28 protein-coding genes and 1 pseudogene are annotated in these 25,657 nt (G+C 61.5%); 9 read left to right on the plus strand and 20 right to left on the minus strand.

Annotated elements, in window-relative coordinates; genetic code table 11:
- The first annotated feature begins 3 nt into the window (after positions 1–3).
- Both QF036_RS25040 and QF036_RS25045 read left to right on the plus strand, forming a co-directional pair.
- The gene (locus QF036_RS25040) at positions 4–1,290 is read left to right on the plus strand and encodes a dihydrolipoamide acetyltransferase family protein (RefSeq protein ID WP_307106470.1); all 1,287 of its coding nucleotides are present in this window, start codon (positions 4–6) and stop codon (positions 1,288–1,290) included.
- 329 nt (positions 1,291–1,619) lie between these two features.
- Entirely contained in the window at positions 1,620–3,485 is a 1,866-nt protein-coding gene (locus tag QF036_RS25045; RefSeq protein ID WP_307106472.1) for a glycoside hydrolase family 15 protein, read from the plus strand.
- Positions 3,486–3,678: 193 nt separating this feature from the next.
- Here QF036_RS25045 and QF036_RS25050 read toward each other — a convergent pair whose 3' ends face one another.
- Positions 3,679–4,035: a hypothetical protein gene (locus QF036_RS25050; protein ID WP_307106473.1), complete on the minus strand. Its 357-nt coding sequence runs from the start codon at positions 4,033–4,035 to the stop codon at positions 3,679–3,681.
- 226 nt (positions 4,036–4,261) lie between these two features.
- Here QF036_RS25050 and QF036_RS25055 point away from each other — a divergent pair, with 226 nt between their 5' ends.
- Positions 4,262–4,816, plus strand: coding sequence for a CGNR zinc finger domain-containing protein (locus QF036_RS25055; protein ID WP_307106475.1), 555 nt, complete (start codon positions 4,262–4,264; stop codon positions 4,814–4,816).
- 149 nt (positions 4,817–4,965) lie between these two features.
- Here QF036_RS25055 and QF036_RS25060 read toward each other — a convergent pair whose 3' ends face one another.
- The 13 genes from QF036_RS25060 to QF036_RS25120 all read right to left on the minus strand — a co-directional run bounded on the left by QF036_RS25060 (position 4,966) and on the right by QF036_RS25120 (position 15,087).
- Positions 4,966–5,652 (minus strand): ATP-binding cassette domain-containing protein, encoded by a 687-nt coding sequence (locus QF036_RS25060; protein ID WP_307106477.1) that lies wholly within the window; start codon positions 5,650–5,652, stop codon positions 4,966–4,968.
- An 82-nt stretch (positions 5,653–5,734) separates the two neighbouring features.
- Complete coding sequence (locus tag QF036_RS25065) at positions 5,735–6,142, minus strand: DUF3040 domain-containing protein (protein WP_307106478.1); 408 nt, start codon at positions 6,140–6,142, stop codon at positions 5,735–5,737.
- A complete protein-coding gene (locus QF036_RS25070; RefSeq protein ID WP_307106480.1) occupies positions 6,142–6,267 on the minus strand; it encodes a hypothetical protein in 126 nt (41 codons plus the stop codon). The genes QF036_RS25065 and QF036_RS25070 overlap by 1 nt, the downstream gene beginning before the upstream one ends.
- 160 nt (positions 6,268–6,427) lie before the next feature.
- Positions 6,428–7,864 carry a dihydrolipoyl dehydrogenase family protein gene (locus QF036_RS25075; protein WP_307106482.1) on the minus strand — a complete coding sequence of 479 codons (1,437 nt, stop codon included), beginning with the start codon at positions 7,862–7,864 and terminating at the stop codon, positions 6,428–6,430.
- Entirely contained in the window at positions 7,861–8,022 is a 162-nt protein-coding gene (locus QF036_RS25080) for a hypothetical protein (RefSeq protein WP_307106484.1), read from the minus strand. The genes QF036_RS25075 and QF036_RS25080 overlap by 4 nt, the downstream gene beginning before the upstream one ends.
- Positions 8,023–8,101: 79 nt before the next feature.
- Positions 8,102–8,278, minus strand: coding sequence for a hypothetical protein (locus QF036_RS25085; protein ID WP_307106486.1), 177 nt, complete (start codon positions 8,276–8,278; stop codon positions 8,102–8,104).
- Positions 8,279–8,503: 225 nt separating this feature from the next.
- Positions 8,504–8,872 (minus strand): hypothetical protein, encoded by a 369-nt coding sequence (locus QF036_RS25090; protein WP_307106488.1) that lies wholly within the window; start codon positions 8,870–8,872, stop codon positions 8,504–8,506.
- A 758-nt stretch (positions 8,873–9,630) separates the two neighbouring features.
- Positions 9,631–10,920, minus strand: a complete 1,290-nt coding sequence (locus QF036_RS25095) for an MFS transporter (protein WP_307106491.1) — start codon at positions 10,918–10,920, stop codon at positions 9,631–9,633.
- A gap of 174 nt (positions 10,921–11,094) precedes the next feature.
- Complete coding sequence (locus tag QF036_RS25100) at positions 11,095–11,418, minus strand: glyoxalase (RefSeq protein ID WP_307106492.1); 324 nt, start codon at positions 11,416–11,418, stop codon at positions 11,095–11,097.
- A gap of 192 nt (positions 11,419–11,610) precedes the next feature.
- On the minus strand, positions 11,611–12,333 hold the full coding sequence (locus tag QF036_RS25105; protein WP_307106495.1) for a hypothetical protein: 723 nt from the start codon (positions 12,331–12,333) through the stop codon (positions 11,611–11,613).
- A gap of 193 nt (positions 12,334–12,526) precedes the next feature.
- Positions 12,527–13,612 (minus strand): alpha/beta fold hydrolase, encoded by a 1,086-nt coding sequence (locus tag QF036_RS25110; RefSeq protein WP_307106497.1) that lies wholly within the window; start codon positions 13,610–13,612, stop codon positions 12,527–12,529.
- Positions 13,613–13,724: 112 nt separating this feature from the next.
- A complete protein-coding gene (locus QF036_RS25115; RefSeq protein WP_307106498.1) occupies positions 13,725–14,288 on the minus strand; it encodes a TetR/AcrR family transcriptional regulator in 564 nt (187 codons plus the stop codon).
- A 91-nt stretch (positions 14,289–14,379) separates the two neighbouring features.
- Positions 14,380–15,087: a type 1 glutamine amidotransferase domain-containing protein gene (locus QF036_RS25120; RefSeq protein WP_307106499.1), complete on the minus strand. Its 708-nt coding sequence runs from the start codon at positions 15,085–15,087 to the stop codon at positions 14,380–14,382.
- A 570-nt stretch (positions 15,088–15,657) separates the two neighbouring features.
- Between QF036_RS25120 and QF036_RS25125 the strand changes: the two genes are divergently transcribed.
- Positions 15,658–16,638: a nitronate monooxygenase gene (locus QF036_RS25125; RefSeq protein ID WP_373460326.1), complete on the plus strand. Its 981-nt coding sequence runs from the start codon at positions 15,658–15,660 to the stop codon at positions 16,636–16,638.
- 138 nt (positions 16,639–16,776) lie between these two features.
- On the opposite strand, the gene QF036_RS25130 is transcribed toward QF036_RS25125, so the two are convergent.
- The gene (locus tag QF036_RS25130) at positions 16,777–17,703 is read right to left on the minus strand and encodes an MBL fold metallo-hydrolase (RefSeq protein WP_307106501.1); all 927 of its coding nucleotides are present in this window, start codon (positions 17,701–17,703) and stop codon (positions 16,777–16,779) included.
- An 87-nt stretch (positions 17,704–17,790) separates the two neighbouring features.
- Positions 17,791–18,399, minus strand: coding sequence for a TetR/AcrR family transcriptional regulator (locus QF036_RS25135; RefSeq protein ID WP_307106503.1), 609 nt, complete (start codon positions 18,397–18,399; stop codon positions 17,791–17,793).
- A 78-nt stretch (positions 18,400–18,477) separates the two neighbouring features.
- Here QF036_RS25135 and QF036_RS25140 point away from each other — a divergent pair, with 78 nt between their 5' ends.
- Together QF036_RS25140 and QF036_RS25145 are read left to right on the plus strand one after the other, a co-directional pair.
- Positions 18,478–19,185: an SDR family NAD(P)-dependent oxidoreductase gene (locus QF036_RS25140; protein ID WP_307106505.1), complete on the plus strand. Its 708-nt coding sequence runs from the start codon at positions 18,478–18,480 to the stop codon at positions 19,183–19,185.
- A gap of 69 nt (positions 19,186–19,254) precedes the next feature.
- Positions 19,255–19,626 (plus strand): SgcJ/EcaC family oxidoreductase, encoded by a 372-nt coding sequence (locus QF036_RS25145; RefSeq protein ID WP_307106508.1) that lies wholly within the window; start codon positions 19,255–19,257, stop codon positions 19,624–19,626.
- 171 nt (positions 19,627–19,797) lie between these two features.
- Here the strand turns inward: QF036_RS25145 and QF036_RS25150 are convergent, their stop codons facing one another.
- Entirely contained in the window at positions 19,798–20,397 is a 600-nt protein-coding gene (locus tag QF036_RS25150; protein WP_307106510.1) for a TetR/AcrR family transcriptional regulator, read from the minus strand.
- 176 nt (positions 20,398–20,573) lie between these two features.
- On the opposite strand from QF036_RS25150, the gene QF036_RS25155 reads away from it, so the two are divergent.
- The 3 genes and pseudogenes from QF036_RS25155 to QF036_RS25165 form a co-directional block, all read left to right on the plus strand.
- Positions 20,574–21,020 carry a VOC family protein gene (locus QF036_RS25155; RefSeq protein ID WP_307106512.1) on the plus strand — a complete coding sequence of 149 codons (447 nt, stop codon included), beginning with the start codon at positions 20,574–20,576 and terminating at the stop codon, positions 21,018–21,020.
- 546 nt (positions 21,021–21,566) lie between these two features.
- Positions 21,567–22,427 (plus strand): alpha/beta fold hydrolase, encoded by an 861-nt coding sequence (locus QF036_RS25160; protein WP_307106514.1) that lies wholly within the window; start codon positions 21,567–21,569, stop codon positions 22,425–22,427.
- A gap of 19 nt (positions 22,428–22,446) precedes the next feature.
- Positions 22,447–22,641, plus strand: a pseudogene (locus QF036_RS25165) (ACP phosphodiesterase); the annotation flags it as partial.
- A gap of 467 nt (positions 22,642–23,108) precedes the next feature.
- Here QF036_RS25165 and QF036_RS25170 read toward each other — a convergent pair.
- The 3 genes from QF036_RS25170 to QF036_RS25180 all read right to left on the minus strand — a co-directional run bounded on the left by QF036_RS25170 (position 23,109) and on the right by QF036_RS25180 (position 25,529).
- Positions 23,109–23,561, minus strand: coding sequence for a carboxymuconolactone decarboxylase family protein (locus QF036_RS25170; RefSeq protein WP_307106516.1), 453 nt, complete (start codon positions 23,559–23,561; stop codon positions 23,109–23,111).
- Between the two features lie 132 nt (positions 23,562–23,693).
- The gene (locus QF036_RS25175; protein ID WP_307106518.1) at positions 23,694–24,386 is read right to left on the minus strand and encodes a TetR/AcrR family transcriptional regulator; all 693 of its coding nucleotides are present in this window, start codon (positions 24,384–24,386) and stop codon (positions 23,694–23,696) included.
- 444 nt (positions 24,387–24,830) lie between these two features.
- Positions 24,831–25,529: an SDR family oxidoreductase gene (locus QF036_RS25180; protein ID WP_307106520.1), complete on the minus strand. Its 699-nt coding sequence runs from the start codon at positions 25,527–25,529 to the stop codon at positions 24,831–24,833.
- Positions 25,530–25,657 lie beyond the last annotated feature (128 nt).

Consider the following 25,657-nt stretch of genomic DNA (forward strand, 5'->3'; position numbering starts at 1 on the left):
ACCATGATCGATATCTTCATGCCACGCCTGTCCGACACCATGACCGAGGGTGCAATTGCTACTTGGCACAAGAAACCCGGCGATTCTGTTGCGCCGGGTGATCTGCTTGTCGAGATCGAAACCGACAAAGCACTCATGGAGCAGGAGGCCTATGACGCCGGCATCCTCGTCGAGATCCTCGTCCAAGAGGGCGAGAATGTCGCTATCGGCACCCCGATAGCGCGTCTCGATAACGGCACAGGAGATAAACCGGTGAACGTGTCTCTGTCCGCCGCGTCCCCACCGCCGATTGTGTCGCACCCGGAGGTGATAGTGTCGGCTGCCAATCAGGAGATGGCGGCGCCAGTGCGTGGGGCAGGCGTAACCGACCAGCAACCTACACGTCCGGCTGCAACACCGCTGGTCCGTCGGCTCGCGCGGGAACGTAGCATCGATTTAACCATGGTCGAAGGCACTGGACCCGGTGGCCGAATCGTCCGCGCCGACCTTGACGCCCTCACTGAGAACACGAACACCTCGCTCCAGGTCGAGACGATGGTCGCCGCGCCCGTCATGTTTGAAGGAGCCGTGAAGGTGAATACGACGGATACACGGGAACCCCGTCCGGTGCCGTTCGATGCGATTCGTCAAGCTCTCGCCGCCCGCTTGACCGAAAGCAGCACCACCATCCCCGCGTTCACGGCCACCACCTCCGCCGATGTAGCGGAGCTACTCTCGCTGCGCGCACGAATCAACCAAGCCTATGCTGAAACCGGGGTGAAGGTCAGCGTAAATGATCTCCTTGTCCGGGCGGTAGCGCTTGCGCTTCGAGTCCACCCAGGAGTCAATGCTTCTTACGCAGCCGACGGGCGTGGGCAGACCCTCCTCCACGGACGCGTCCACATCGGCGTCGCCGTTGCTTCACCCGCAGGCCTAGTCGTCCCCGTTATCCGGGATGCAGACAAAGCAGCTCTCAGCGCAATCTCTACGACAGCCCGTGACCTTGTCGCGAAAGCAACCGGCCGGAAGCTCACTGCCTTGGAGATGAGCGATGGTACGTTCACGATTAGCAACCTCGGCATGTACGGCATCGAGCACTTCACCGCGATCATCAACCCTCCTCAAGGTGCCATCCTCGCAGTCGGCGCCGCACGCGATGAGTTCACCCTCGTCGACGGTAATGTCGTCGGCCGCAAACGGCTTCGATACACACTCACCGCTGACCATCGAATCATCGATGGTGCCCTCGCAGCCCAGTTCCTAGCCACGCTCACGGAACTACTTGAGAACCCACTGCGGATCGTGGCGTGACCGCCCCTATATGCGGCGTCAGGAAGAGAGTGGCATTGTAGGCAGAACGTACAGGGCTTGATTCCGGGCATCACATGGCAGGAGAAGCTCCCGATAGACCGATACCGGACAAACCTCCAATTAAAGAGACGCTCCTCAGGCTGCCGCTGCGTGCCCTGGTGAAAGGGTTCGCCATGCAGCAGCGTGCGGAGTTCACTCGGCAAAGAATTATCTGGCTCTTGAACGCCCGGGAAACCGGGCGTATAAATCGCTGTAGCAAGTTGGTCAGGGATTTAGGGGGTCCTTGTCTGCCAGGCTGCAGGACAGACATGTCAGAGGATCGGCTATCTATGAGCACTCTTCCAATTTCGGACTACGCGCTGCTATCCGATAGGCATTCGGTGGCGCTGGTCAGTCGTGGTGGGTCGGTTGACTGGCTGTGTTTTCCCCGATTCGACAGTAATTCGGTGTTTGCCGCAATTCTTGGTGAAGGCGGGGGGAACTGGTCCATACATCCGCAGGGTCCTTGTGCCTCGAGCCGTCGGTACCTTGATGGCACCATGGTCTTGGAGACCACATTCCGGACAGATTCCGGGGAGGTCACACTTACGGATGCCATGGAGGTCGGCGAGACGCCAGATCCCCACCGACTTGGTGAGGGAGCACCCCACGCCCTGTTGCGGTCCCTGACCTGCACCAGCGGATCGATGTCTTTGGACCTTTGCTTCAAGCCGCGGCCCGAGTACGGACTCATTGTTCCCGTCATGACAAGTATCGGCTCGGGAATCCTGGCAAGCGGCGGATCAGGCAGGCTTCTCCTATCTTGCCCAGAGGTTCTTCATGCGGAGGCCGGAGAACTGAATGTCACTCTGGAATTACACGAGGGCGAAAGCCTGAACTTCGCTCTGCAGTATTCATCCCTAGCCGACGCCGTTCCAAGCGCGCATAGCCAGAGCCAGACGCAGCAGTCGCTGCTGAAAACGGTAGCTGCCTGGCACGAATGGACAGCAGACCACCAGTCTTATGAGGGCCCTTGGCGAGATCTGGTCCTGCATTCCGGCCGGGTGCTGCAGGCACTGAGCTACCAGCCGACCGGTGCGATTGTCGCCGCAGCGACGACCTCCCTGCCCGAACTGGAAGGTGGTGAGCGTAACTGGGACTATCGCTACTCATGGGTTCGTGATGCGAGTTTTACCCTGCAGGCTTTGTGGGTCGCCGCCTGCCCGGAGGAAGCGGAAGCGTTTTTTGCATTTGTCACAGCCGCTGCCGCCCATTCCGGCCCCAGTCATCCTCTTCAAATCATGTTTGGAGTCGGTGGGGAACACGACCTTACTGAACGCGTGCTTCCTCAGCTGGCCGGCTGGCGCGACAGCCGCCCGGTCAGGGTTGGAAACGGCGCCTGGAATCAGACCCAGCTGGATGTCTACGGGGAAATTCTCGACGCGGCCTTCCGGCTGCGCGACCAACTGGGCGACATTCCTCCGGAGATCCGGGGCTTCCTTGCCAACCTGGCTGATGCTGCAGCAACTCAGTGGCGCCAGACGGACAACGGTATCTGGGAAATCCGCGGGGAGCCTCAGCATTTCCTCTACTCAAAGCTCATGTGCTGGGTAGCTCTGGACCGGGCCATTAAGATGGCAGAGCAATTGCAGGCTCAAGACCGTGTCCAGCGATGGAGCGCTGCAGCTGAGGAAGTCCGTACGGCCATCCTGGAGCAGGGTTGGAATCCCAAGGTAGGGGCGTTCACGCAACACTTCGGGTCCGATAGCCTGGACGCTGCTGCTCTAATGCTTCCAATCGTCGGGTTTTTGCCAGGAACAGACCCCAAAATCCTTTCCACTATCGCTGCCGTCGAAGAGCAGCTAGTGGACGACCGAGGTTTGGTCCTGCGCTACCGTACTCAGACAGGAATCGACGGACTTCCCGGAGAGGAGGGCAGCTTCCTCTTGTGCACCTTCTGGCTCGCCGAGACGTTGGCCATGGCAGGGCGCACTGCAGATGCCAGGGAGGTGTTTGAAAGGGCAGCCCGCTACTTGAGCGATGTGGGATTACTGGCAGAGGAAATCGACACAGAGACCGGCCAGCAGATGGGCAACTTCCCCCAGGCCTTCAGCCACATCGGACTGATCAACGCTGCATGGGCCATTCAACAAGCGGCACAGAACCAGCTACACGACGAGCAGCAGACAATTCTCGATAACGTCATGCAAGACTGAGGCACTCCATTACCGGAGAACGGAGACTTTCTGCGGGGCAGGTCAGGCGCCGCAACGGCAATGTTCGGCAATGTCCTGCCAGCAACCGGACACCGAGGTCTTACCAGGCCATCCCATCCGCGGCGGCTTACCCCGGGCATCCAGTTCCAGGGAACAACTGCAGAGTCACGCCCCGAGCCGAAGCAGCGGTTGGCTAAAACCACCACAGATGCGAATGGGGAATGCCATCGCCATTCCGGAGCCTATGTGGCTGATCAACCATTCTGGTGCTGATTTGGCGAGCCCTGGATACGACAGGTGCCGCGGCCGGCTTCCTTCTTCGCCTCAGGAAGCCGCGTACCGCCGAAAACCGGACTCCTGACATGATCACGGCAATGGCCAGTGCAACGGTCAGGATGTTTTGTAGCTGAACCTGGTGCCACAAATCCAGCAGAAGGATGAGTAAGGCTACGCCTCCCGCAACCGCCATGAAGCAAGGGCCAGGACGGCCAGAATGCAGTCCTAAACCGCGTTTGAACATGCGGCCGTCCTTTTCTGTGTGCTTAGTCATTGATAATCCTTTATTCCTGGGGTGAAGTCCTGAAGGGGGAGGCCTGGGGCGATCCGGCGCCGGGAAGCACCTGCACACCGGAGGGGACGGGTGGTGCAGAAGCTGGCGTCGGCCTGTCACGCTCTTCAGCCGTGCCGGAACGCAGCGGAGCTTTGGCGTCCGGCCCGTCACCGGTTCAGCCGGTTATTATCTTGGCATCCACTGCATCACCTGTCAAACTGGTGATATGAAGCATTCCTTCCTCAGCGGCAACCCGGCGCTTGATTTCGTCGCGACGCTCCGCTCACGGCGCGGGGCACCTTTTGAGATGCTGGCTTCTGCGGAAAGCCTTGATTCGTGGTTTCTCGAGTCTGGGATCGTCGATGAAAACACCCGATGTGAACCAGCGGACGTCCGGCAGGCGGTGTCGGTCCGGGAGGCCATCTATTCTCTGGTTCTCGCCCGAATGGGCGGAGAAGCGTACAGCAACAAGGCCCTCTCGACGGTGAATGACGCTGCCCATACCCCGCCTGCCGTTCCGCAGCTCAGGCCTGGTGGCCGGCATATCGAAGCGACTCCGGCCCAGGCGTTGTCCACCGTTGCCCGCCACGCGATCGAGATTCTCAGCGGAGCGGATGCACCGCTGCTCAAGGAGTGCGCTGACCCCGAGTGCACGAGGGTTTTCATCGACCGCTCTCGTGGAGGCCGCCGTGAATGGTGCAGCATGGAGCCATGCGGCAACAGGATGAAGGCGGCCGCCTACCGGGCCCGCAAGAGAAAAGAACGGCAAGTTTCGCCATAGATGCGCGGCGAGGGGCATCCCTGCCAGCCCTCTACCTTCTGATATGCCGTATGCGAGCCCGGCTTGAAGATTTGCAGTAGGCCCTATCAGGCGTCAGGTACAAGCCGCTGAGCGCCTGGCGCTTAATGCGTCAGGGGGAAGTTGCCGAGTTACTTGTTGGGCGCACTGCACCTCTTTGGTGTCGACTCAGTCAGCGCCCCACTATCATTCAGGACGAGGATCAGATCCAGGTCCAGACGGTTGAGGAGGGCTTCCCGGTTGCTGACGACAATGAGTGCTCCAGGGTAGCTGAGAAGGGCGGCGAGGAGTCGGCTGGTAGCGCGCTTGTCGCAGCGGGCAGGTTCGTCCAGCACGAGAAGCTCCGGGGGTGGTCCTGTGAGCAGAAGCCGCGCCAGGGCAACACGGAAACGCTCGTCCGGTGGGATGTTGCTGACGCGGCGATTGGCGTTGTTTGCGCGGAGGAGGAACCGGGCAAGTTGAGTCCTGATGACGTCCGGGGGGACGTCCCGGGCGACGGCTTGGATGTTTTCCAGCGCGGTACTGTGCCGATCGAGTATGTCGCCATGCTGCGGCCAATAGCCGACATGATCTGTCAGCAGCCGCCCACCGGCTCTTCCAGGTGCGTGTGGCCTGCCGTGAATAAGGGATTCAAGGACCGCTGTCTTGCCAACGCCTTGGGCACCGGTAAGGCCGATGCGCTCAGTGGCTCTGATGATATGCGAGCCGCTGGTTCCCTGCAGTTCGGCCACAGCTGCCCCATTGCGCAGGCGCGATTTCAGTGTCTGCCGGTGGATACGTTTTTCCCCGCAGATATCGGATGATTCCGAGCGGTTCATATCGACTTTGTCTCTGTAGTTGTGATGGTCTTCGAAGTTCCGCAAATGCCGCTGCTGAAGGCTAAGGGAACTGTCAGGGCTGCTATACCCACCAGAAAAGGGTCCAAAATGCTGCATCGCCAAGGCCGCCTTTGAATAAGCGGTCCTTTTCCGGGGCTGTTTCGCCATCAATTGACGTGTCGCGCGAAGCACGCCGAGGGAGCTTGCTTCCCGTTCGGACGCTGCGCATCGTGGCGATGTACCCGCCAGCTATCTGGGCAGAGAAGCCCAGGATGCCGACGGTGATGCCGGCGATGGGTTCATGGAGGGAGGCGCCCAACAGCACAATGGAGATCCCGGCCACTGCGGTGAGAACGCCGAGAACGATCCTGAGTGCAGAGTGCTTTAAGACGGGTTCTGCCTGCATGGCATCCGCGAATTCCGGGTCGTCATCCCTGAACTGCTTCTCCAGTTGCTCCAGCGCGTTCCGTTCTTGTTCCGAGAGTGCCATCAGGTTCTCCCGGGCAGGGTCAGTGCCGGCTTCGCGCGGCCCCGGATATCCGAAGTGCCGGTGAAGGACAGTCCGTCACCGGTTTCCATGAGCGCGTTTGTATCGTCATGAATGGCGTTAGTCATGCGATGGTTTCCTTTCGTTGCGAGGTGCGAGGTGCGAGGTGCGAGGTGCGAGGTTCGGGGAGGGGTGGGTGACGGCCTTCAACGCAAGTGCGCGGGGAGACCGGGACGTCTCACCAGCAGGATCCTGGCAGGCGTCCCGGCCCCTTGGAGCAGGCAGTTCTTAGGTCGAGGGGCGTCCGTATGTTTCGAGGAGGCGCAACCAAATTTCGCTGACTGTGGGGTAGGCCGGGACAGCGTGCCACAAGCGGTCCAGCGGAACTTCTGCGACGACCGCGACTGTCGCGGCCTGGAGCAGTTCACTCACGTCGGGGCCAGCGAAGGTCACGCCCAATACAACCTTGCGCTTTTCGTCCACAACCATTCGTGCGGTACCCGTGTAACCGTCGGCGCGCACGCTGGCGCCGGCGACGTGCCCGATCTGGTAGTCGATAACGCGAATGTCGTAGCCGGCCTTGCGCGCCGCATCGGCGGTGAGGCCCACTGATGCGATCTCCGGGTCGGTGAACGTGACCTGGGGTACGGCGCGGTGGTCGGCGGTGGCTACGTGTGTTCCCCACGGCGCGTCCGATACTTCGGCTCCGGCGGCGCGTGCGGCGATCACGTCTCCGGCGGCCCGTGCCTGGTACTTGCCCTGGTGAGTGAGCAGTGCCCGGTTGGTCACGTCGCCCGCGGCGTAAAGCCAGTCGAAGCCTGACACCCGCAGGGTGTCGTCGGTCTCGATCCAGGTTCCGGGCTTGAGGCCGATGGCTTCGAGGCCGATGTCCGTGGTGCGGGGTGTGCGGCCGGTGGCGACGAGCACTTCCTGGGAGCTGATTGTTGTGCCGTCTCCGGTCTCGAGAACGACGCCGTTTTCGTTCCGTTGCACCCTCGTCGTTTTGGTATCAGTGAGTATCGTGACGCCCTGCTCGCGAAGGGACTTTGCGACGAGGTCACCGGCGAACTGTTCCATACCGGAAAGCAGCCCGCTGCGGGAGATCAGGGTGACGGCGGTGCCGAAGGAGGCAAAAATGGTGGCCATCTCGGTAGCGACAACGCCTCCGCCGATGATCGCAAGGCTCTCAGGAACAGTCTTGGTGCTCGTTGCCTCACGGCTTGTCCAGGGCCGGGCGTCGATAAGTCCGTCAATGTCAGGAAGGAGCGCATCGGATCCTGTTGCGATTGAAACGGCATGACGGGCGGTCAGCACTGTGCTGGAACCATCCTTGGCTGTGACGGTGACCTCCTTTGTGCCGCTCAGCCGGCCTTGGCCGCGTACGAGTGCGATGCCAGCGCTCTCGAGCCACCCGACCTGCCCGGCATCTGACCAGTTGCTGGCGAAGGAATCCCGCCTCGCCAGCACGGCGTCCACGTCGAGTTCCCCGGTTATTGCCTGGGCGGCGCCGGGTACCTGACGGGCGGCCCGCAACGCCTGGGAGGAACGAAGCAGCGCCTTTGACGGCATGCAAGCCCAGTAGGAGCATTCCCCTCCCACGAGCTCGCCTTCGACTATGACAGCAGTTAGGCCGCCCTGCACGGCACGATCGGCGATGTTCTCGCCGACCGCGCCGCCACCGAGCACGATCAGGTCGTATTCCGCGGAGCGGTTAGGCGTAGTCATCGTCCAGCCGCCTTGGTGGTGACGACGTCCTGCAGAATCCAGACGTTGCCGTCCGGGCCGCTGAGGTGGCTGTGTCCTCCACGGTTGTAGGCCAGGCCATCGGCTTCGTGCCGGGCGTTGGGAACGGGGACTACTGGTACTTCAAGTTTCATATCCATGGTGATGGTTCCTTTTCATGCTGTGGCTGTTTCTTGTTGTCGGGCAGCCAGTGTCTTGCCGGTGGATTGTGAGGAGGTTCTAGTCTGTGGTGAATCGATATCCTTCTTCGGCGAGTGCGCGCGCCATATGGTCGGCGTACCATTGCGGCCACTGGGCGTCGTAGACTCCGCCGAGGACTTCGGCTTCGTACACTCCGTGAGCGGCCGATGCCCGTTCCAGTGCGTCAGTTAGTATTTCCGTCGTGGTCTTAGACATGTGTGTATTCCTTGTCCTTTTGTGATGGGAGACGTTCTGCGTAGGCCGAATCAGGAGACACCGCGGCAGTTGGGTTTACTCGCACCGGGTATGTCGCTGCCCGGAGGCAGTGTGGCAGGAACCCGGGATCCCGTATTTGAACCAGTTGCTTAGTGCTTTAAGGAGAGATCCTGCTTGCTTCCAGACGAGGGCGACGCCGGTGCGGGGCCGGAGCCGATAGCGGCCTCATCCCTGAGGAGGGCAACCGGGGCAGCGCCGGGGCGCGGGACCCTGCCCGGAGATGACAAGGATTCCGAGCGCCATGACAGTAATCCCGAGAACGCCGGTGAAGACGTCTTGGGTTGAAATCCCGCCCAGGAACAGGAAGACGCCGATCATGTCGGCGAGGAGGGCCAGTGCGGTGTGACGCGTGAACCAGCTCCTCTCCGAGCCCCTTGGGATATCCGGAGATCCGGAGTGCCCGCGGAAGCGGTTCGCGATGACTGTGATTCCTCGTCGTCGGGCTCCGGCGCTGCCCTCGCTCTTGGCGGGGGAGTTTTTGTACAACATGACGTTCGCTTCTTCCTTCACGAGGGCGGCTCCGGGAGCAGGCATCCCAAGTGGAGCTCATTCTGCCGGCGGCCTGCGCCGTCACCGTTTTAACCGGTTACGCTCAGTGCTTTATTCCAGCGACCTGCGTTGAAGTGCATGTATGATCGGCAGCCTTTGCAGCCTTTGCAGCCCTTGCAGCCCTTGGGACGGCGGGGGGACGGCAAGTGGCTAGGGGCCGATTCCCGGTCCGCTCCCGCAACTCGCCCCGGCTGCCCTTGCAGTCGTCTTCTGGGCTCAGGAAGGCCAGCCGCGGCAATCTTCCTGTTACGGGTTTTGGCTGCTTCGCTGCGTTCGTGCAGCGACAGTAGCTGTGCGGCTTGCCGTCTGATGGGGTCTGCCTTCCGCGGGCGTGGGAGAAGCAAGGGAAAGCCCAGAGCCGAGGGAACGCGTATTTGCCGCTCGCGTTGCCGTTGAAGCGGCGCAGGTTGCGATGGTTGCTGCGGCCAAGGCTGTAAGAAGGGCAGCACGAATCGATTTGGGTGTCATGATTTTGCTCCTTGAGGGAAGTACTTGGTCCGTGAGTCAGTCCAGGCCATCGTGCTTGTAGACAATCCGGAGTTGCGGCTGGACTCTTGGTCGGCTTGTTGTGCAGTGCAGAGATCAGATCCGTGGTCTAGCAAGCCATGGCGAACCAGACCAATGGTTGGGAAACAGGAGGCGCGGGCCTTGAAGCAGGCGAGCCTTCGTGGCTGTGATGCACTGAGGCATGCTCTGCGGCTCCCGCTTGGCTCCGGATATCGCGGGTCATAATCTAAGACATGTCAATCGGACATGATTGTCGCGCCGCTCCTCGAGGCAGGAACGGCCGCAGCTGCGCGCCGGTCCTTGCCTAGCATGGCCAGCTGCGTGAACAGGCTAATGAGGCCAAGAACAGAAGTTACTGCCGCGTAAGCCGTAACGACCTGCACCAGGCCCAGGGGTGCGGCGAGCAGGCCAACCAGGACCACTGGGATGCTGAAGGCAAGGTAGGCCACTACATAGAGGGCTGCAACGCTGGCGCTCCTTTGCTGCGGGCCGGTGAGCGGGATGATGATGCGCAACGCCCCGGTGAATGCTGCTCCGAATCCGATGCCGCCAATGAGCTGCCCTGCCATCATGAGGATGATGCTGCCCGTGAGGACGCCGGCCAGGATACCTGCGGTACCGAGGAGGCAGGCAATGATTCCGATGATTACTCCCCTTCGGGGGCCTATCCGAATAAAGGCAAGGCCGGCGGCCGCGGATGTGGCCGGTCCGATGAAGCTGGTGATCCCGTTCAGGAGGCCGCTGTCGAGCTGGAAGACGCTTCGCACAAGGGTGGGAGCCAGGCCCAGAGATAACCCTGCAAGCATCCAGGCCGCCGCGACACCAGGAGCTGCCGCCATGAACTCCGCCCGCGCCGAAGGCGGAACCACGACGCGAGGCACGAGGGAGCCCAGCGTTCCTGATCGGCGGCTTCCGCTCTCCGGTGAGGCGGCGATGATCCCGGCGCCAAGGAGCGTAATGATGCCCAGGATCATGAACACCAGGCTGTTTGGCTGGGGGATGTATTCAATGGCAAGCCCGGCGAGCAGGGCTCCGGCTGCCAGGCCGCCGGTCACCCCCACACTGCCTATGATCGTTGCGAGCTTCTTCCGGTGGGCCGGGGCGAGCTCGACCAGGGCAGCTGTGAATGCGCTGGTGGCGGCGCCGGTTGCTATCCCCTGAACTCCCCGGGCGGCGATCACCCATCCGATATGGGAAGCGGTGAGGAACATGCTCACCGCTAACAGTTGGACGACGAGCGCTCCGAGCAGGACGGAACGACGGCCCAGATGATCGGAAAGTGAGCCAACGGTAAGGGAAGCGGCCAGGAAGCCGCCGGCGTAGACCGCGAACGCGAGGGTGAGCGTGGGCGCAGCGAAGTCCCATTGCTTTTGATAGAGCGCAAGCAGGGGTGTCGGCGCTCCGGCGGCCAGATACAGGCTGATGAAGGTGATGGCGCTGCCTGTGAAGGCAACCCCGGCGGGAAGCGTGCGGCCTGTGCGCGCCTCCGGCGTTCTCTGTTCGGATAAGGATTGCGTTGTGGACATTGTGACTTCCTGTGAGCGGAGGGATAACCGACAAAATGCCGTGCGGAGAATCAGCCAGGGCCTGACGCGCGAACGTCAACCGGCGCATCAGGCCCTGTTTCTGAAAGTGGTGGCGTGATTCGGGAGCACCTCAGCAGTGCTGCTGCCGCTGCCCCCGTAGGCGCCCGCCGTGGGTTATCGGCCGGGTGCCCGGGTGGTGACTTCCTGCAGGAGCCATTCATTTCCGTCCGGGTCACTGAGGGAGGCGAGCGAGAAATAGCTGGCTCTCTCCGGATGCAGACCGGGCAGACGTGCTTCGTTACCCAGCCGCAGGAAGGATCCGTCCGCGAAGTGGAATACCTCTGATACGTCGATACCCTTCTCGATGAGCTCCCCGCGTGCAGCAACGACGTCATCCACAGCTACAAGCGTGTTCTTCAGAGAACCGCGTGTGGCTTCGGTGATGCCCCTGCCGATGATTATTGAGGCTGCAGATCCGGGAGGTGTCAGGTGGGCCACGCGGAATCCGTCGCCGCCGCTGTCAACGTCGCCGCAAAAGCCGAGCTTTTCGTAGAAAGCCCTGAGCGGCCGACGTCGGTCACGGGAACAAGTTTCAAGCTCATGATGGGATTTATCCTTTTCATCGATTGCAGTGGGTTGCCCGTACCGTGCCGGCCGGGCCCCAGGCGCGGTGTTCCGGTTGCATTGGCGTCAGAAAATTGCAGTGTTGCGCAGTTCAAGTGAGATGGGTGTCCATGAAAGATCGGCCGTCCCATCCTCGTGTCGGAGATGAATGTTCCGCCGCGTGGGCATATCCCATCCGGCGACTTTCGTATGCTCGGTGATGTAATGAGCGACCGGGGAGTGGCCGTTGACCATTGGCTGGTAATCCATACGGCGCAGCCGGGAGGATTCGTCGAAGTAGTAGAGCTGGCTTTCGCTTTGCGTGTCGATCGAGGCAGGGAAGTCAACCTTCAGCACCCTCCACGTTTCTCCGTTCTCGTCCCAGGGGGAGAGTTCATGTGTCTCCACCCCCGGCCAAGTAAAGATGTACGGTTCGACGAGATAGTGCCAGGTGGCGTAGCTGCGGAAGTACGCTGCCTGCGCAGGAGACCACTGGGCTTCCGGGCCAAAGCCGACAAACGAAGCGCGGGGGCGATCCAAAGCGTCGAGCAGTGTTCCGTCTGAAGCGGCGATGGTGATGCTGTCCCGCTCCCGGCTGTAGTCCACCACGCGTCCGGTGGTGAGATTAGTGCTTGAGATCCGCTGCTGCTGCAGGTCGGCCTCAACGATCTCAACGCCAGCGAATTCCGGCCGACCCTTGAAGCTCCAGAAGGGGCCGCCATAAACAATTTCCGTTCTCAAGCTCCTGAGGTTTGCCCATCGGCTAAGTCCTCCCTGCGCCTGAAGGACGGTGCTAAGCAGCTGATTCATGCTGATCCTGATTCCTTTCTCGTGATTTGGGGGGGCACTTCGGCTCGCAGTGAATGAACAGGCGTTCCTTCTGGTGGCGGTGCCTTTAGCGGGTTGCGCCTTAGCCCTCGGGGCCGACCGGAACTAGTGGTAACGCCGGGTTCCCTCTAGTTCCGGTCGCTGTGCAGCTGGGCATGTCCCGTTCGGGAAGGCGCTACCCTGCCTTCCCGTAGGGAGCCAGGAAGGTGCGCAGCACCTTGACCAGTTCCTCGGGAGCTTGTTCGGCAACCCAGTGGCCGGCACCGGGTATAACGGCGGTTTCCACCTGGGGTGCCACGGCCGCTATCCCCTTTGCGGCGTAGGGGCCCCAGCTGTTTGCTCCACCGATCCCGATGACGGGGATCGTCAGCGGCTCCTTCGCGCGTGCCGCGTTTTGGGCAAGCAGGCTATCCCACTCACGGTAGAGCCCGAAGCTTGCTCGCAGGGTGTCCTTGTCGCGGTTGTAGAGCTTGACGTAGTACTTGATCACGTGGTCAGGCAGCGCCTCCCCACCGCCCTGAACATTGAACTCATAACGGTAGAACTGGTCCGCGTTGCCCCTGACCATGTTGACGATCAGTTCGTCATCGACCCGGTTGAAGGGGATGTGCCAGAGCCGGTTATTGGTCGCCTCGTCAAGGAAAAGTGGCGGGCCGTCCTTGGTGATGCCGGGAGGGCCCGGGACTTCGGTCACGGCGAGGCGCTCGACCCGCTCGCGGTGATCTGCAGCCAATGCATAGCCGATGAAGTAGCCGGTATCGTGGCCTACCACGGCGAACTTCTCATGGCCGAGCTCGGTCATCAATGCTGCAAGATCGTTCGCGAGTGTGGCTGTGTCGTAGCCGTCTGCCGGCTTTTCGGTCAAGCCGATGCCGCGCTGGTCGACGGCGACGACTGTGTAATCCTTGGCGAGCGGCTGCATCACCGAACGCCAAGCATAGGAATCTTCCGGCCAGCCGTGCACGAGCAGCAGCGGCGGACCGTCACCGCCGATCACCACGTGCTGACGAATGCCGTTGGCCTGGACGAACCTGCTCTCGAAGGTGTCGCTGAATCCCGCAGGCAGCTGCTGCCCATTGGTCACCCAGCTTTCCGGCTTCGCGTTTGGCGCAGAGGCGGCGGTCGACACAGAGCCGACCAGGAGCGCTGCAGCGAACACGGCTGCCGCGCCGATCCACCTGCGTCGTACGCGTCCCGGCCGGGCGGGACGCGGCGACGCGGCCAGGCCTCCCTGGTCCGAAGCGGAGGAAGAGTTGTGCATGGAGGTCCCCTTTCATGAGGCTCACCGAATGTGAATTAATGATTAGGTGCGGGAAGTAGACCGGTCGTCTCAGGCGGGACCGGGGACGCACTTCTAGCCTTGGAGTCGCGAGTTAATTCAGGATGTCCCGGAAGACTGTTTCAAAGAACACGTTGAGGGGCTCGCGTGACCCGGATACTTTCGCCCTCGACAAAGAACCTTCGAAACCTGAAATGACGAAGGAGGCCAAGCGTGCTGCATCTCCGGCGTTCCGGATCTCGCCGGCGTCCTGGGCTTCGGAGATTGCCTGCGCAAGGTGCTCTGTCCAGGATTGCAGGGCGTTTTCGACCGCTGCAGACACTCTGGCGCTCTGGGAGGGCATTTCGGTTGAAAAGTTACCCAGGAGGCAGCCGTGGCTGAAGTCCGCTACTTCTGCCATGTTGGCCAAATGAAGGAGGTGCTGGCGGATCCGCTGCAAGGCGGATCCGCCAGCACCGTCGAGCAGTTCGACGCGTGTGATCTTCTTGTAGGTTTCGACCGCTTCGAGGGCGAGGTCTTCCTTGCTGCTGAAGAAGTGGTAGAACGAGCCCTTGGGGACGCCGGCGGCTCGCGTGATGTCCAGGACACCTGTGGCGTTGTAGCCATTGGCGTGGAAGAGCTCCAGCGCTTCCTTGAGGATACGCTCCCTGGTGTTCACTGCTGCCTCCTGGATTGTTACGATGCTACAAGATTAGACCGGTCGTCTAATCTGGGTCAAGGAGTGACGCAGGGCGGCCTGCCCAAGCTCCCTAGGTGTGAGCGGCCAGCTTGACGACGGCTTTAGCTGCCTCTTCGGCCGAAGCGGGGTTCTGGCCCGTGACGAGGTTTCCGTCAACGACAACGAAGGAGCCCCAGACCGGACCGGATTCGAAAACAGCCCCGGACTCGCGCAACCGGCTCTCGAGGAGCCAGGGCGCCTTGTCGGCGAAGCCGGCCTGGGCCTCTTCCTCGTCGAGGAATGCAGTTACACGACGACCCTTGAACAGCCACTGTCCATCGCGGGTAGCAGGGAGGAAGCTGGCAGGGCCGTGGCACAGGGAGGCGACAACCTTTGACGCGTCATCCAGTGTCGCCTCGTAAATGCGTGCGATGTCGGCGTTGACCGCCAGGTCCTGCATCGGACCGTGACCGCCGGGGACAAAAACAATGTCATAATCAGCCGGATCGATGCTCTCGAGAGCGACGGCGCCGGCCAGGTTGCTTTCCGACTTGGCGAGATAGCTCCGGTATTCGGCGATCTTCTCGAGGTTGCCACCATTCATCTCCGGCGCCAGACTAAGTTCATCGGCGACCGGAACAACTCCGCCGGGTGTGGCGATAGTGATGTCATATCCTTCCTCGCGAAAGATCTGATCAGGGACGGTGAATTCTTCCGCCCAGAATCCCGTGGGATGCTGTGAACCATCTTTCAGTTCCCAAGCAGTGGCTCCCGTGAGGACCATCAGGACCTTTTTCATGTTGCACTTCCTTTCTAGACGACTGGTCTACTATTTATAGCGAGTCGCCCTCCGATGTGTCAATAGGGGATTTCTGAGCGCGGTCTCCAGCGCAGATACAGAAGGGGCGTCCCTGGCGCTTCCAGGGACCGGGGCCAGCATCGGCTTCCGTAGCCTGTGGGCCCGCAGTATGCTCGTGAGGCCTGCTACCCGGACGCCGCCCGGATACTCCCGCCGGTCCCGAAACTAAGTACAACTGAATCCTGCTGACATCCGCCCTGAAAGCTGCACGGTGGAGTTCCGTATCATCGCTTGTTCCGGATCATGGCATATGTTTCACTCAGTTTGTCGGAATCCGGCATCTGTCCCTTGAGGGACTGGAGAGACAGGACCGCCGGCTACCAAAAAGGCGGACCCAGCGTGAGTGCGAGTCTGCACCGCGTCCGTGGCGGAAAGGAGCCTCCTGATCTCCGGCATCGGCACGTCAGTCTGAGCCGGCCACCACGCGCTGCCCCGGCAGGAAAGTGATCTACCACGATGAGTGTTTCATCAGCACGTCCTCGCTTTAGTCTGGACAGGCTGTCGTTGCCTGTGATCCAGGCGCCCATGGCCGGGGGCCCGTCAACACCCGGGCTCGCCGCAGCCGTGAGCTCGGAGGGAGGACTGGGCTTCCTCGCCGCCGGCTATAAGACAGCCCAGTCCATGCGGGCAGAGATCGAGGCAGTCCGCCAACTCACCGATGCTCCCGTAGGGGTAAACGTCTTCGTGCCCCAACCTTCAGTCATTGACAGGGGAACCCTGCAGCAGTACGCACTATCCCTCACGCCCGTTGCTGAGCGCTTCGGCGTCGCCCTCGGAGAAGCGAAACACGACGATGACGACTGGGGCAACAAACTCGACGTCCTGCTCGAACTGGCCCCGGCTGTCGTCTCCTTCACCTTCGACGTGCCGCACGCCGGCACCGTTGCCGACCTGCAGCGGAAAGGCGTGTATGTGATCGGCACAGTTACTTCCCGCAGTGAAGCCGTGCAAGTGCTTGCGGCAGGCGTAGACGCCCTCTGCGTGCAGGGTCCAGAGGCCGGCGGGCACCGCGGAACATTTGACGCGACCGCCCCGGCTGGAACCCAACCGCTGCACCAACTGCTGGAAGAGGTTTCCGATTTGGGTACTACCGTGATCGCGGCCGGAGGCATCGTCACCGGGGACGAAACCGGGGCCGCATTTTCACGGGGGGCCATGGCCGTTCAGGCTGGCACCGCCTTCCTCTGCGCGGACGAAGCCGGCACCCGGCAGGTCCACCGCAACGCCTTGAGTTCACGACACTTCAACACCACCGCTGTCACTAAAGCATTCTCCGGTCGGTACGCCCGCGGCCTCTACAACGAATTCATGCGGCAGTATGACAGCACTGCCCCATTCGGCTACCCCGAGATTCACCACCTGACCAGCCCCATCCGTTCCGCTGCTGCAGCGAGCGAAAGCCCCGAGTGGATCAACTTATGGGCAGGCACCGGCTTCAGGCGAGCAGTCAAGGGGCCCGTCAGCTCTGTCCTGGCGCGGCTCCAACCCTGATCCGGTCGTGGGATCGGTGAGGACATCGCAACTTTCGTAGCCGGGCTTCGCGCAGCGCCAAGAACCGGATGGCGGCCACGCCCACAAAAGAGCCGGGCCGCAGCAAGGTCATACTGATCCTGCCGGTCGGGGGGCGGCTCATGCGCAGGGTCGGCGGGCGTCGGGGTGAAGCGGCACCCAATTCCCGCGTTCGGCTATATGCAGTAAGGAGGAGAGCCCTGCTTCATAGAAGGCGCGTTCAATGTCAGCACGGCCCTCAGAGAAATGTGCCCACCCGTCATAGTGAGCAGGGACCACGATTTTCGCGCCGAGAACAGCTGCCGCAGCGGCTGCCCCCTTACTGTCCAGGGATAGGGGCCGGCCATCGAACTTTGCAGGGACCCGAGCGGCGCCCGCGAACAGTACGGCGACATCAATACCATCAATAACGCGCGAGATCTGGGCAACTGTCCTTATTGAAGCGTTGTCGCCGCTTATGTAGATCGTGGGTAGTCCCTGACCCGACACCACAAATCCGATGGTTTCGCAATTGATATGGCCGTCGACATCACGCTCACCGTCTTCAGGTCCGTGGACTGCAGGGACTGCCATTATGGTCAGCCCGCCGAGTCCGTCTCCGCGAGGAAGGGTGCGGCTGGACCAGGGCGAGAGGCCGACCGCTGGCGGCCCAAGCCTCTGTGCGCTCAGGGCGCCGGACAGAATGAGGGGCGCCTTCAGTGCAAAAGCCCGGCCTCGGATGTCGAGATTGTCCGGATGCGCATCGTGGCTGATCAGTACGAGATCAACGGGCCCCAGGTCGGTTTCACTTGCAGCAGGTTCCGTTGTTTTGAAGAGGTATCCATGGGAACCGGCTTCGTCGAATGTCGGGTCAGCGAGGATTCGCAGGCCTCCGACGTCGATGAGTGTTGTGGGGCCACCGAGAACTGTTGCTGCACAGTCCCGCCTGGTGCTCATTATGTTAGCCATGTGACCAGCCCGTCCGGTGCATGAGAACGCTGAAGTGGAGATGCGAGTATAAGCAGTTCCATAGGGGGACTGCACCAAACCGTTGAGTTCGTTGTCCATGAACGGGGCGGCACCGGCACCCGCATGAACTCCGTGCCGCCGGGCCAGGGTGACAGGACGGCGGTCCTGTCGCCCGGCATGGACTGGCTAGAGCGCTGCGTGTTTTTCCCTGCCGAGCAGGTTCATGCTGTTCTGCCACAGCTGATCAAGTTGTCCCGGATCGTTGAACAGCTTCGCAAAAAGTACCAGGCCCTCGATCTGGGCGACGATGGATTTTGCTGCCGCACGCGGATCCGTCAACCTCAGCTCTCCGCTGGCTACGCCGTCCCGGATCACCGTTTCCACGATGTCTATTTGCTCGTGGAAGATTTCCTGAAGACGGGTGCGGGTCGGATCGTCGTGAGAGCTGATTTCAAGGGCAAGGTTGCCGAAGAGGCAACCTGTCACGGCTCCCGTTCCCTCCAATGCCTGACTCTGTATGTCAGCGGTGGTGAAGAAGAGACTCCGGAGGCGTTCGGCAACCGTGCCCGGTCCGCCCAGGATGCGGGCCCATTCGCCACGCTGCCAGTTCCAGTGCTCGTTGATAACTTCTATCGCAAGGGCCTGCTTCGATGCGAAAAAATAATAGAAGCTTCCCTTCGGCACGCCTGCCGCCGCACAGATTTCGGCGACGCCGATGGAGCTGTACGCCCTTTGCCTGAAGAGTTCGGCCCCGGCGTCGAGAATGCGCTGTCTTGCGTCTGATTTACGTCCCATGCTTGCAATTATACGACCGGTCATCTATAACTGGTAGTGGCTGCAATAGTAGACCGACCATCTAGTAAGGATTTTGCAATGGAAACTCGTAAAGTCGCCGTCGTTACAGGGGCCTCGCAGGGGATCGGAGCGGGACTCGTTTCTGCCTTCCGTGGCATCGGCTACTCTGTAGTCGCCAATTCACGATCGATCGGAGAGTCCGATGATTCTGGTGTCGTCACTGTTGCCGGTGACATTTCCGACCCGGCAGTGGCCGAGGTGGTGATCGCCACCGCCGTTGAGACGTTCGGCCGCCTCGACACGCTCGTGAACAACGCTGGCATCTTCATCTCCAAGCCGTTCACCGAGTACACACGGGAGGACTACGACCACGTTCTCCAGGTGAACCTTGGTGGTTTCTTTCACGTCACGCAGCAGGCAATCGCGCAGATGGTCGAGCAGGGAACGGGTCATGTGGTGAACGTAACCACCACGCTCGTTGAATACGCCAACTCCAGCCTTCCGTCAGCTCTAGCCTCGCTGACCAAGGGAGGACTGTCCTCGGTAACGAAATCCCTCGCCGTCGAATACGCCGGCCGTGGAGTCCGAGTGAACGCGGTTTCTCCTGGAGTCATTGGAACTCCCATGCACCCGGAAGAGACGCGGGCAACGCTGGCCGCCCTGCACCCGGTGGGACGCTTGGGGACGATTGACGATGTCACCCGCGGGGTCCTTTACCTCGAGCATGCGCCCTTCGTGACCGGCGAGTTCCTGCACGTCGACGGCGGACAGAGCGCCGGCAACTGAGCGCGAGCTGGCGGGTCAGACCTTGCTGGCTGCCCCGTCTTCGCCAAAGCGAAAAGGAAGATGATCACTATGAACAGCATTGCGCAACTTGCCACTCTGACTGAAGTTCTGGGGGAGTGGGCAGACGGAATTCGAAGACACCAACCAGAACGGGTTGCCTCCTACTTCACCCAGGATGCACTGTTCCAAGGTTTCGACAAGAAGCACACGATCGGCAGGCCTGGCATCGTCAGGTATTACGACAAGCAGCCCGTGGGCGTCCGTCCCCAGTTCCAGATTATGGAACACCGGCAGCTCGCGGATGATGCTCTCATCGCTTATGTCGATGTCGACTTCATTCGTCCTGAGGGCATTACCGTTCCGGTACACCTAACGGTTGTCCTGCAGCAGGTTGAGGATTTGTGGCTGATACGCCATTACCACGTTTCGAAAATTGACTAGCAACTGCCGCCTGGTCGCAGAGGGCAGCAATACCCCCGCTTGTGTTCTGGCGATCGAGCGGACCCTCCGGTACTCCTTCGAGAAGCTCGTTGCCGGATACGTGGCCCGTTATGGCACCGACGGCGACGGCGGTGTTCTGGGCCTACCTCGATACGCCGGCTCAGGTCGACCTCAACGATCGAGTACAACGGCCAGTTGCCGTCGAACGTCCTGCATTACTTCCTCCAGGCTCAGGGGGGCGTTCGCGCTGGCCGCCATGCTGAAAAAGATCACGGCGGATATGATTCGCGCCACCGCCGCGGCGTCGTCTTCTCCGTACCGTTTGTCCCGGCGAACCACGGTAGCGAGGATTTCCTCTGTCTTCGCGACTACGGCCAGAGCCTCGCCGTGGCGCGGCTCCTTTGGATCTCCAAAGACCATCTCGCGCAGGTACGTGCGGCCGTTCTCGATGTGGGTGCGGTTGCACTCCACGATCGGGCGGACGATAGCCAGAACCGCGTCCAACACACCCGGAACCGTCTCGGCATCTACCCGGCCACGCTCCAGCGCCGCCACGTACCCGGCGTTCTGCACCAGCAGCAGGAGTTCACCCTTGGTCTTGGCATAGAGAAACAGGGTCCCCGTGCCGATGTCGGCTTTATCAGCGATCTGCTGGGTAGTGACCTCGTCCACGCCATGCTCGGCGAACAACTCGCTGGCCGCGGCGGTGATACGGGCCAGCTTCTGCTGCTTGTTCCGCTCGCGTCGGCCCACTGACTGGGCGACAGGCATAACAGGTCCTCCAGGAATAATTACCGAGTGTACTCAGTTATGAGTGTAGTCGCTATTACCGGGACTACAAACGCAAGGATCATTCAGATCCGGAAAAACAGCCCTCTCGGGGCTCCGGCCGGAACCCGTCCGGTCGAATCGCACCACCCACCGCCCCAACCCAGTAAGGAATTGAAATGGAATACAAGCTCGAACTCATTGTTCTGCCCGTAGCCGACGTGGAGCGCGCCAAGGCGTTCTACGACAAGCTTGACTGGCGGCTCGACGTCGACATCCAGGGTGAGGGCGGCTTCCGGGCTGTGCACTACACCCCGACTGGATCCCCGGCATCCATCATTATCAGCAACGGCCTCACCGACGCCGCCCCGGGCTCCACGCGGGGCACCTATTTGGTCGTTGACGACGTTGAAGCGGCCCGCGCCGACATCGCCGGCCGTGGTATCGAGATCACGGAAGTTTTCCACGAGGCAGAGGGCGGCATCCCCAGCGTCAAGACCGAGGGACGCACTCCCGGCCTGGCTCCGGAGCGCGCCAGCTACTTCTCCTTTGCGATTTTCAACGATCCCGAGGGCAATGAGTTCATCCTCCAGGAAATCACCACGCGCTTCCCCGGGCGCGTCTAACCACCAGGGCCGGTCCGGGACAGGTTCCGGTTCCTAGACCCGGCACCATCCGGTCCGGATCATCCCGGCGCAATTCGTGCCACGTAAGGCGCCGGGGAACTGGTCAAGGTGCTGCGGACCTTCCCGGCTCCCACCTTCACGCCCAGTAGCGCTCCCCGGCCAGCCCGCGCTGCGGAGCCCATCACCAGGCCCGGTGGTGGGCTCCGCTGGTGCCGGTTTTCCGAATGTCAAGGACTGCTCAGTCCCGCAGCACTGGGTCTTCCCTTGGAGCCACTTGGTGTGAAGGAACCCAGCGTTTCCTTGACGGTCCGTCCTGCCCGGATGGGTTCTCTATGCCGTCCAGATGTTGCTTCTTCTACAGACGACTGCTGCGCCATCGTCCGCCGAGGTGGCCACGAAAGTCTAGGCGGAATCGTCCGTCCGAGAATCCGCACGCGCCTCCCCGAAACGAAGCGGGGAACGCGCTCAGGGGCAGCTGCCCTTTTCGTCTGTCCGAATCCTGATATTGGCTGAATCACTCCCAGCAAAACCGAACGGAAACCCACTATGTCCTCAAACTCGAGCATCATCACCGCTAACACGTTGACCATCCAGGCGGAAAACGACGTAACCTACGCCTACCGCATCCTCGGGGCCTCCAGGGGAGAGGTTCCTCTCGTTCTCCTCCAGCACTTCCGGGGAAACTTAGACAACTGGGATCCCGCGCTTGTAGACGCCCTCGCCCATGAGCGCGAAGTGATTATGTTCGATAACACTGGTGTCGCCTCCAGTTCCGGAACAACACCGGACACCGTTGAGAAAATGGCCGACGACGCCGCAGCATTCCTCAACGCCTTGGGTCTTGGGAAGGTGGACCTCTTCGGGTTCTCACTCGGTGGTTTCGTTGCCCAGCATCTCGCCCTTACCTACCCTGGACTCGTGCGCCGGCTCGTCCTGGCCGGCACCGGCCCCAAGGGCGCCCCCGGAATGGCCCGCTGGTCAGAGGACGTCGTGGCCCATCTCGTCACCCCGGAAGCCCCAGGCGCCGAGGACATCCTCGCAGTATTCTACGCACCAACCGTCGAGAGCCAGAGGGCGGGAGGGGCCGCCCTGGGGCGGATCTTCACCCGAAGCGAAGGCCGCGACATCGGCGTCAGTACCGAGACGAAGGACAGCCAGTACCATGGTGCGGTACTGGCCTGGGGCCAGCTGGACTGGGACGCGGTACACACTCTGACAAGCATTCGGCAGCCGACGCTGATCCTGCAAGGTGACAACGACCTGATGATCCCCACCGCCGCAAGTTACTTGATGGCAGGGCTTCTCCCGGACGCTCGAATCCGGATATTCCCCAACGCTTCCCACGGGTCTATCTTCCAGTACGCACCAGAAGCGGCCGCAGAAACGCTCTCGTTCCTCGCAGCCTGAGTAGAAGAAGGCGCTGCCACCGCCGTTAAACGCACCCGAGGTCTGCCTGAAATTCGACACCGCGGCGTTCGGTGCCGACGGCGAGGTTAAGGACGAATCCACGGAAACCTTCCTGCGGCACTATATGGATCAATACTGCGCCTTCGTCGAGCGCGTCCTGGCCGCGAACGCACCTGGCCACATCGGTGATCAAGACCCGGACACAAGCAAGTAGCGCGGGGTGGCCGGTCACATGGCCAGCTAAATGCGCCCCTGGAGGTGGCGCCATCACCCCGGACAACGTGGCGGCCACACGTGATGTGCTGCTGCTTCTCGTGGAAAACCACCGCACGTCTCTGGTGGACGTATCCGCGTTCGGGGTCAGTCGGCCATGACTCCCTCGGTGCCGTTTCCCAGGAGCGAATCATTTCAGTCATCGTGGCACTCGAGTTTTTGTCTTCGGGTTCGCCTATGATGTGACCGCCGCTGGGGACATCCTCGAGCCCCGAGCAATAGTGGATTCCAACCCGCACTTCAGGGTGGCCGTCCGCAGCTCCGCTCAGTCGACGGACTCGGTGCGTTGCGGGTCAATTAGCCACAAGAGGTTCCTCCGTTCCATAAGCTCTCCGGATCAGGCCTCGGAGCCCTGCTAAGCGGCGTACCTCTTGAAGCGGAGCTCAGCGTTGCGTTGTTGGTGCGACTTTAAGGAGCTGCTGATGGCGATGCGGTTGAAGGTGTTGATGGACATTGCCACCCACGTGATGGCTGACATCTGGCCCGGATCAGGTGTTCTGAGGCGGACCCGTACAGGTGCCGGTTGTCGTGGGAGTCCTGGATCAGGGTGAGGTATTCGGCCAGGGCCAGGGCTGAGCGTTCCTGCTCATCGAAGTACCGCGTCTCGCGCCAGGCTGGCAGGACGCTGAGCCGTTCCAGGCTTTCTCCTTTGGCGAGGGAGTCGGCTGTGTGGATGCGCAGGCAGTAGGCGCAGCCGTTGATCTGGGAGACCCGGATCTTGATCAGCTCGATCAGCAGCGGGGAGAGGCCCTCGGCGAGGGCGGCCTGGGCAGATATAGTGGCCACGGTCGTGATGGTTCCGTACAGCTCGGGGTGCCTGCTGCCCACATTTGTCCGGGGTGCCGTTTTTGTGCTGGTCATAGGTGCATTCCTTCTCGTTGTTTGCGTGCGCTCGTTCCGGCGCTGGGTTCAACTATCGAGCCTGCGTCACGCCCAGGAGTAAGGAATGGAACGAAGTGGCACCAAAACGTTCCACCGGTGCATGCGGTTGCGTCAGGAGGTTTTCCCCTGCGGCTCCAGGTAGGAAGGAGTGGCACAGCCCAGCATGACGAACCCGTTCAGCTGGCGCAGGAAGTGGACATCGATGGCTTCCCCGGTCGCAATGAGGCGGTGATAAATCGCCCCGTACATCGCGTCGACCACCACCCCCAGGTCCGCGTCCCTGCGAACCTGCCCGCGGCGCTGCCCCTGCCGGAGAATGGCCAGGAAGCCCTGCCGGCGCTCCCGCAGGAGAGTCTGCCGGTACAGCCGGGAAAACTCCTCGCTGCGGATGGCTTCGGCCAGCAGGTTCGAGACCGTCGAGGCAGTTTCTCCTTCGTCGAGGCATCTTGTCAGTGCCACCAGATAGGAGTGCAAGTCACGCCGAACGTCCCCGGTATCCTCGACGTGCGTCAGCAGATTGGTTTTGTAGGTGAACGCTTCCAGCACCAGGATCTGCCGCGAGGGCCAGTGACGGTACAGGGTTGACTTGCTCACCCCCGACGCCCTTGCAATGGCATCAATGGTCACCTCGTCGTAGCTTAGGCGGTCAACCAGTCCGCTGGCAGCTTCCAGCACGCGCAGGCGGACCTCGGATTCGCGGGAGGCCATCTCGGGGTGAGCCGGATCAGCAGCCCTCCGACGCGCACGAGAGTGCTCCCTCCGCGCCGCTTGCCGGTTTCCGGCGGAGTTGTCTGCAGTTCCCATAAAAACTCCTGGCGACGTCTTTCATTCACGGTGCATGACAATAATCCCCCGCCTTGGAGGGTTGTCTAGCCGTCTTGGGGACCACGTCAAATTCCCGGACGCACTCCCGTGTCATTGCTGCCGTTCAGCATGGACCCGGATGGCCGCCCGCACAAGCCTGGTTCTAGTCCCCACAAACGTTGTGAACAGCCTGGCGTGATGTAAAGGACGAGCACCGCCTCCGGTATTGGCTTGGGTTACGGCACTCATCGATGCCCAGGAGGCCCTAATGTCCGGCCTTACCCATGCCAGCGCTGACCTGACAGCTGTAGCGAGGGCAAAGGCACGCGGGTCAGGCCTTGAAGACAACCAAATGTGTCATTAGCGCAAGCCAGCAGGCTCGAACTTCCAGTCGATATCGGGTACGTCAGTCAGGTGCCCCTCGCCTCCCTCAGCGAAGGAACGTCATGAGAATTCGGGGTACAGGGCGGAAACGCCCCCCGCCAGTCCGGCGCGCACGCTTTCGCTGAGCTGATCACCGAGAATCTCGGTCTCACCGGACTCAATGGCGTCGACCGCGGTCCGCGCGATGTCGGCGGGATCGAGCTTCGGGCCGTCGATGCCTGCTGCCAGATCGGTGTCCATGAAGCCGACGTGCAAGCCAGCGACGGTGGTTCCCTGCCTGGCCAGCTCCTGCCGGATCCCGTTGGTGAGCGACCACTGCGCCGACTTCGAGGCGGAATATCCACCGAGTGAGGGGAGGCTGAACCACGAAAGCACCGAGAGAACGTTGAGGACCGAACTCTGCTGGTGCCGCCCCAGCTGGGAGGCGAACGCGCGCGTCACGGATAGCGTGCCGAAGAAGTTCGTGTCGAACTCCAGGCGTATCTGGTCAAGGTCACCGGCAAGCAGTCCGGCACCCGTGGCAACGCCTGCGTTATTGACCAGGATCGACACGTCCTGGGCTGTCGCTGCCGCAGCGGCGACAGAGGACTGGTCCGTTATGTCGAGGGTTAGTGGGATGACCCCCTCCAAGTCGACCGAGCGGAGATCCCGCGCCGCTGCATAGACATTGGCACCGCGGTCGCGGAGCTGCTGGGCGATGTGGCGACCGAGGCCGCGATTGGCGCCTGTAACGAAGGCCGTTGCACCTTGAATTTGCATGATGTAGTCCTTTCGCGACTAAGTTGGAAAAACCAACTTAGTCGCCTGAGGGGAAATAGGCAACCTCCGGGATGACGTGAGACCCATTGCAGAGGTGCCGAGCACGAGCTGCCCCGCCACTCGAAGCC

The organism is Arthrobacter globiformis (assembly GCF_030817195.1).
In the GTDB taxonomy this organism is placed as follows: Bacteria; Actinomycetota; Actinomycetes; order Actinomycetales; family Micrococcaceae; genus Arthrobacter; species Arthrobacter globiformis_D.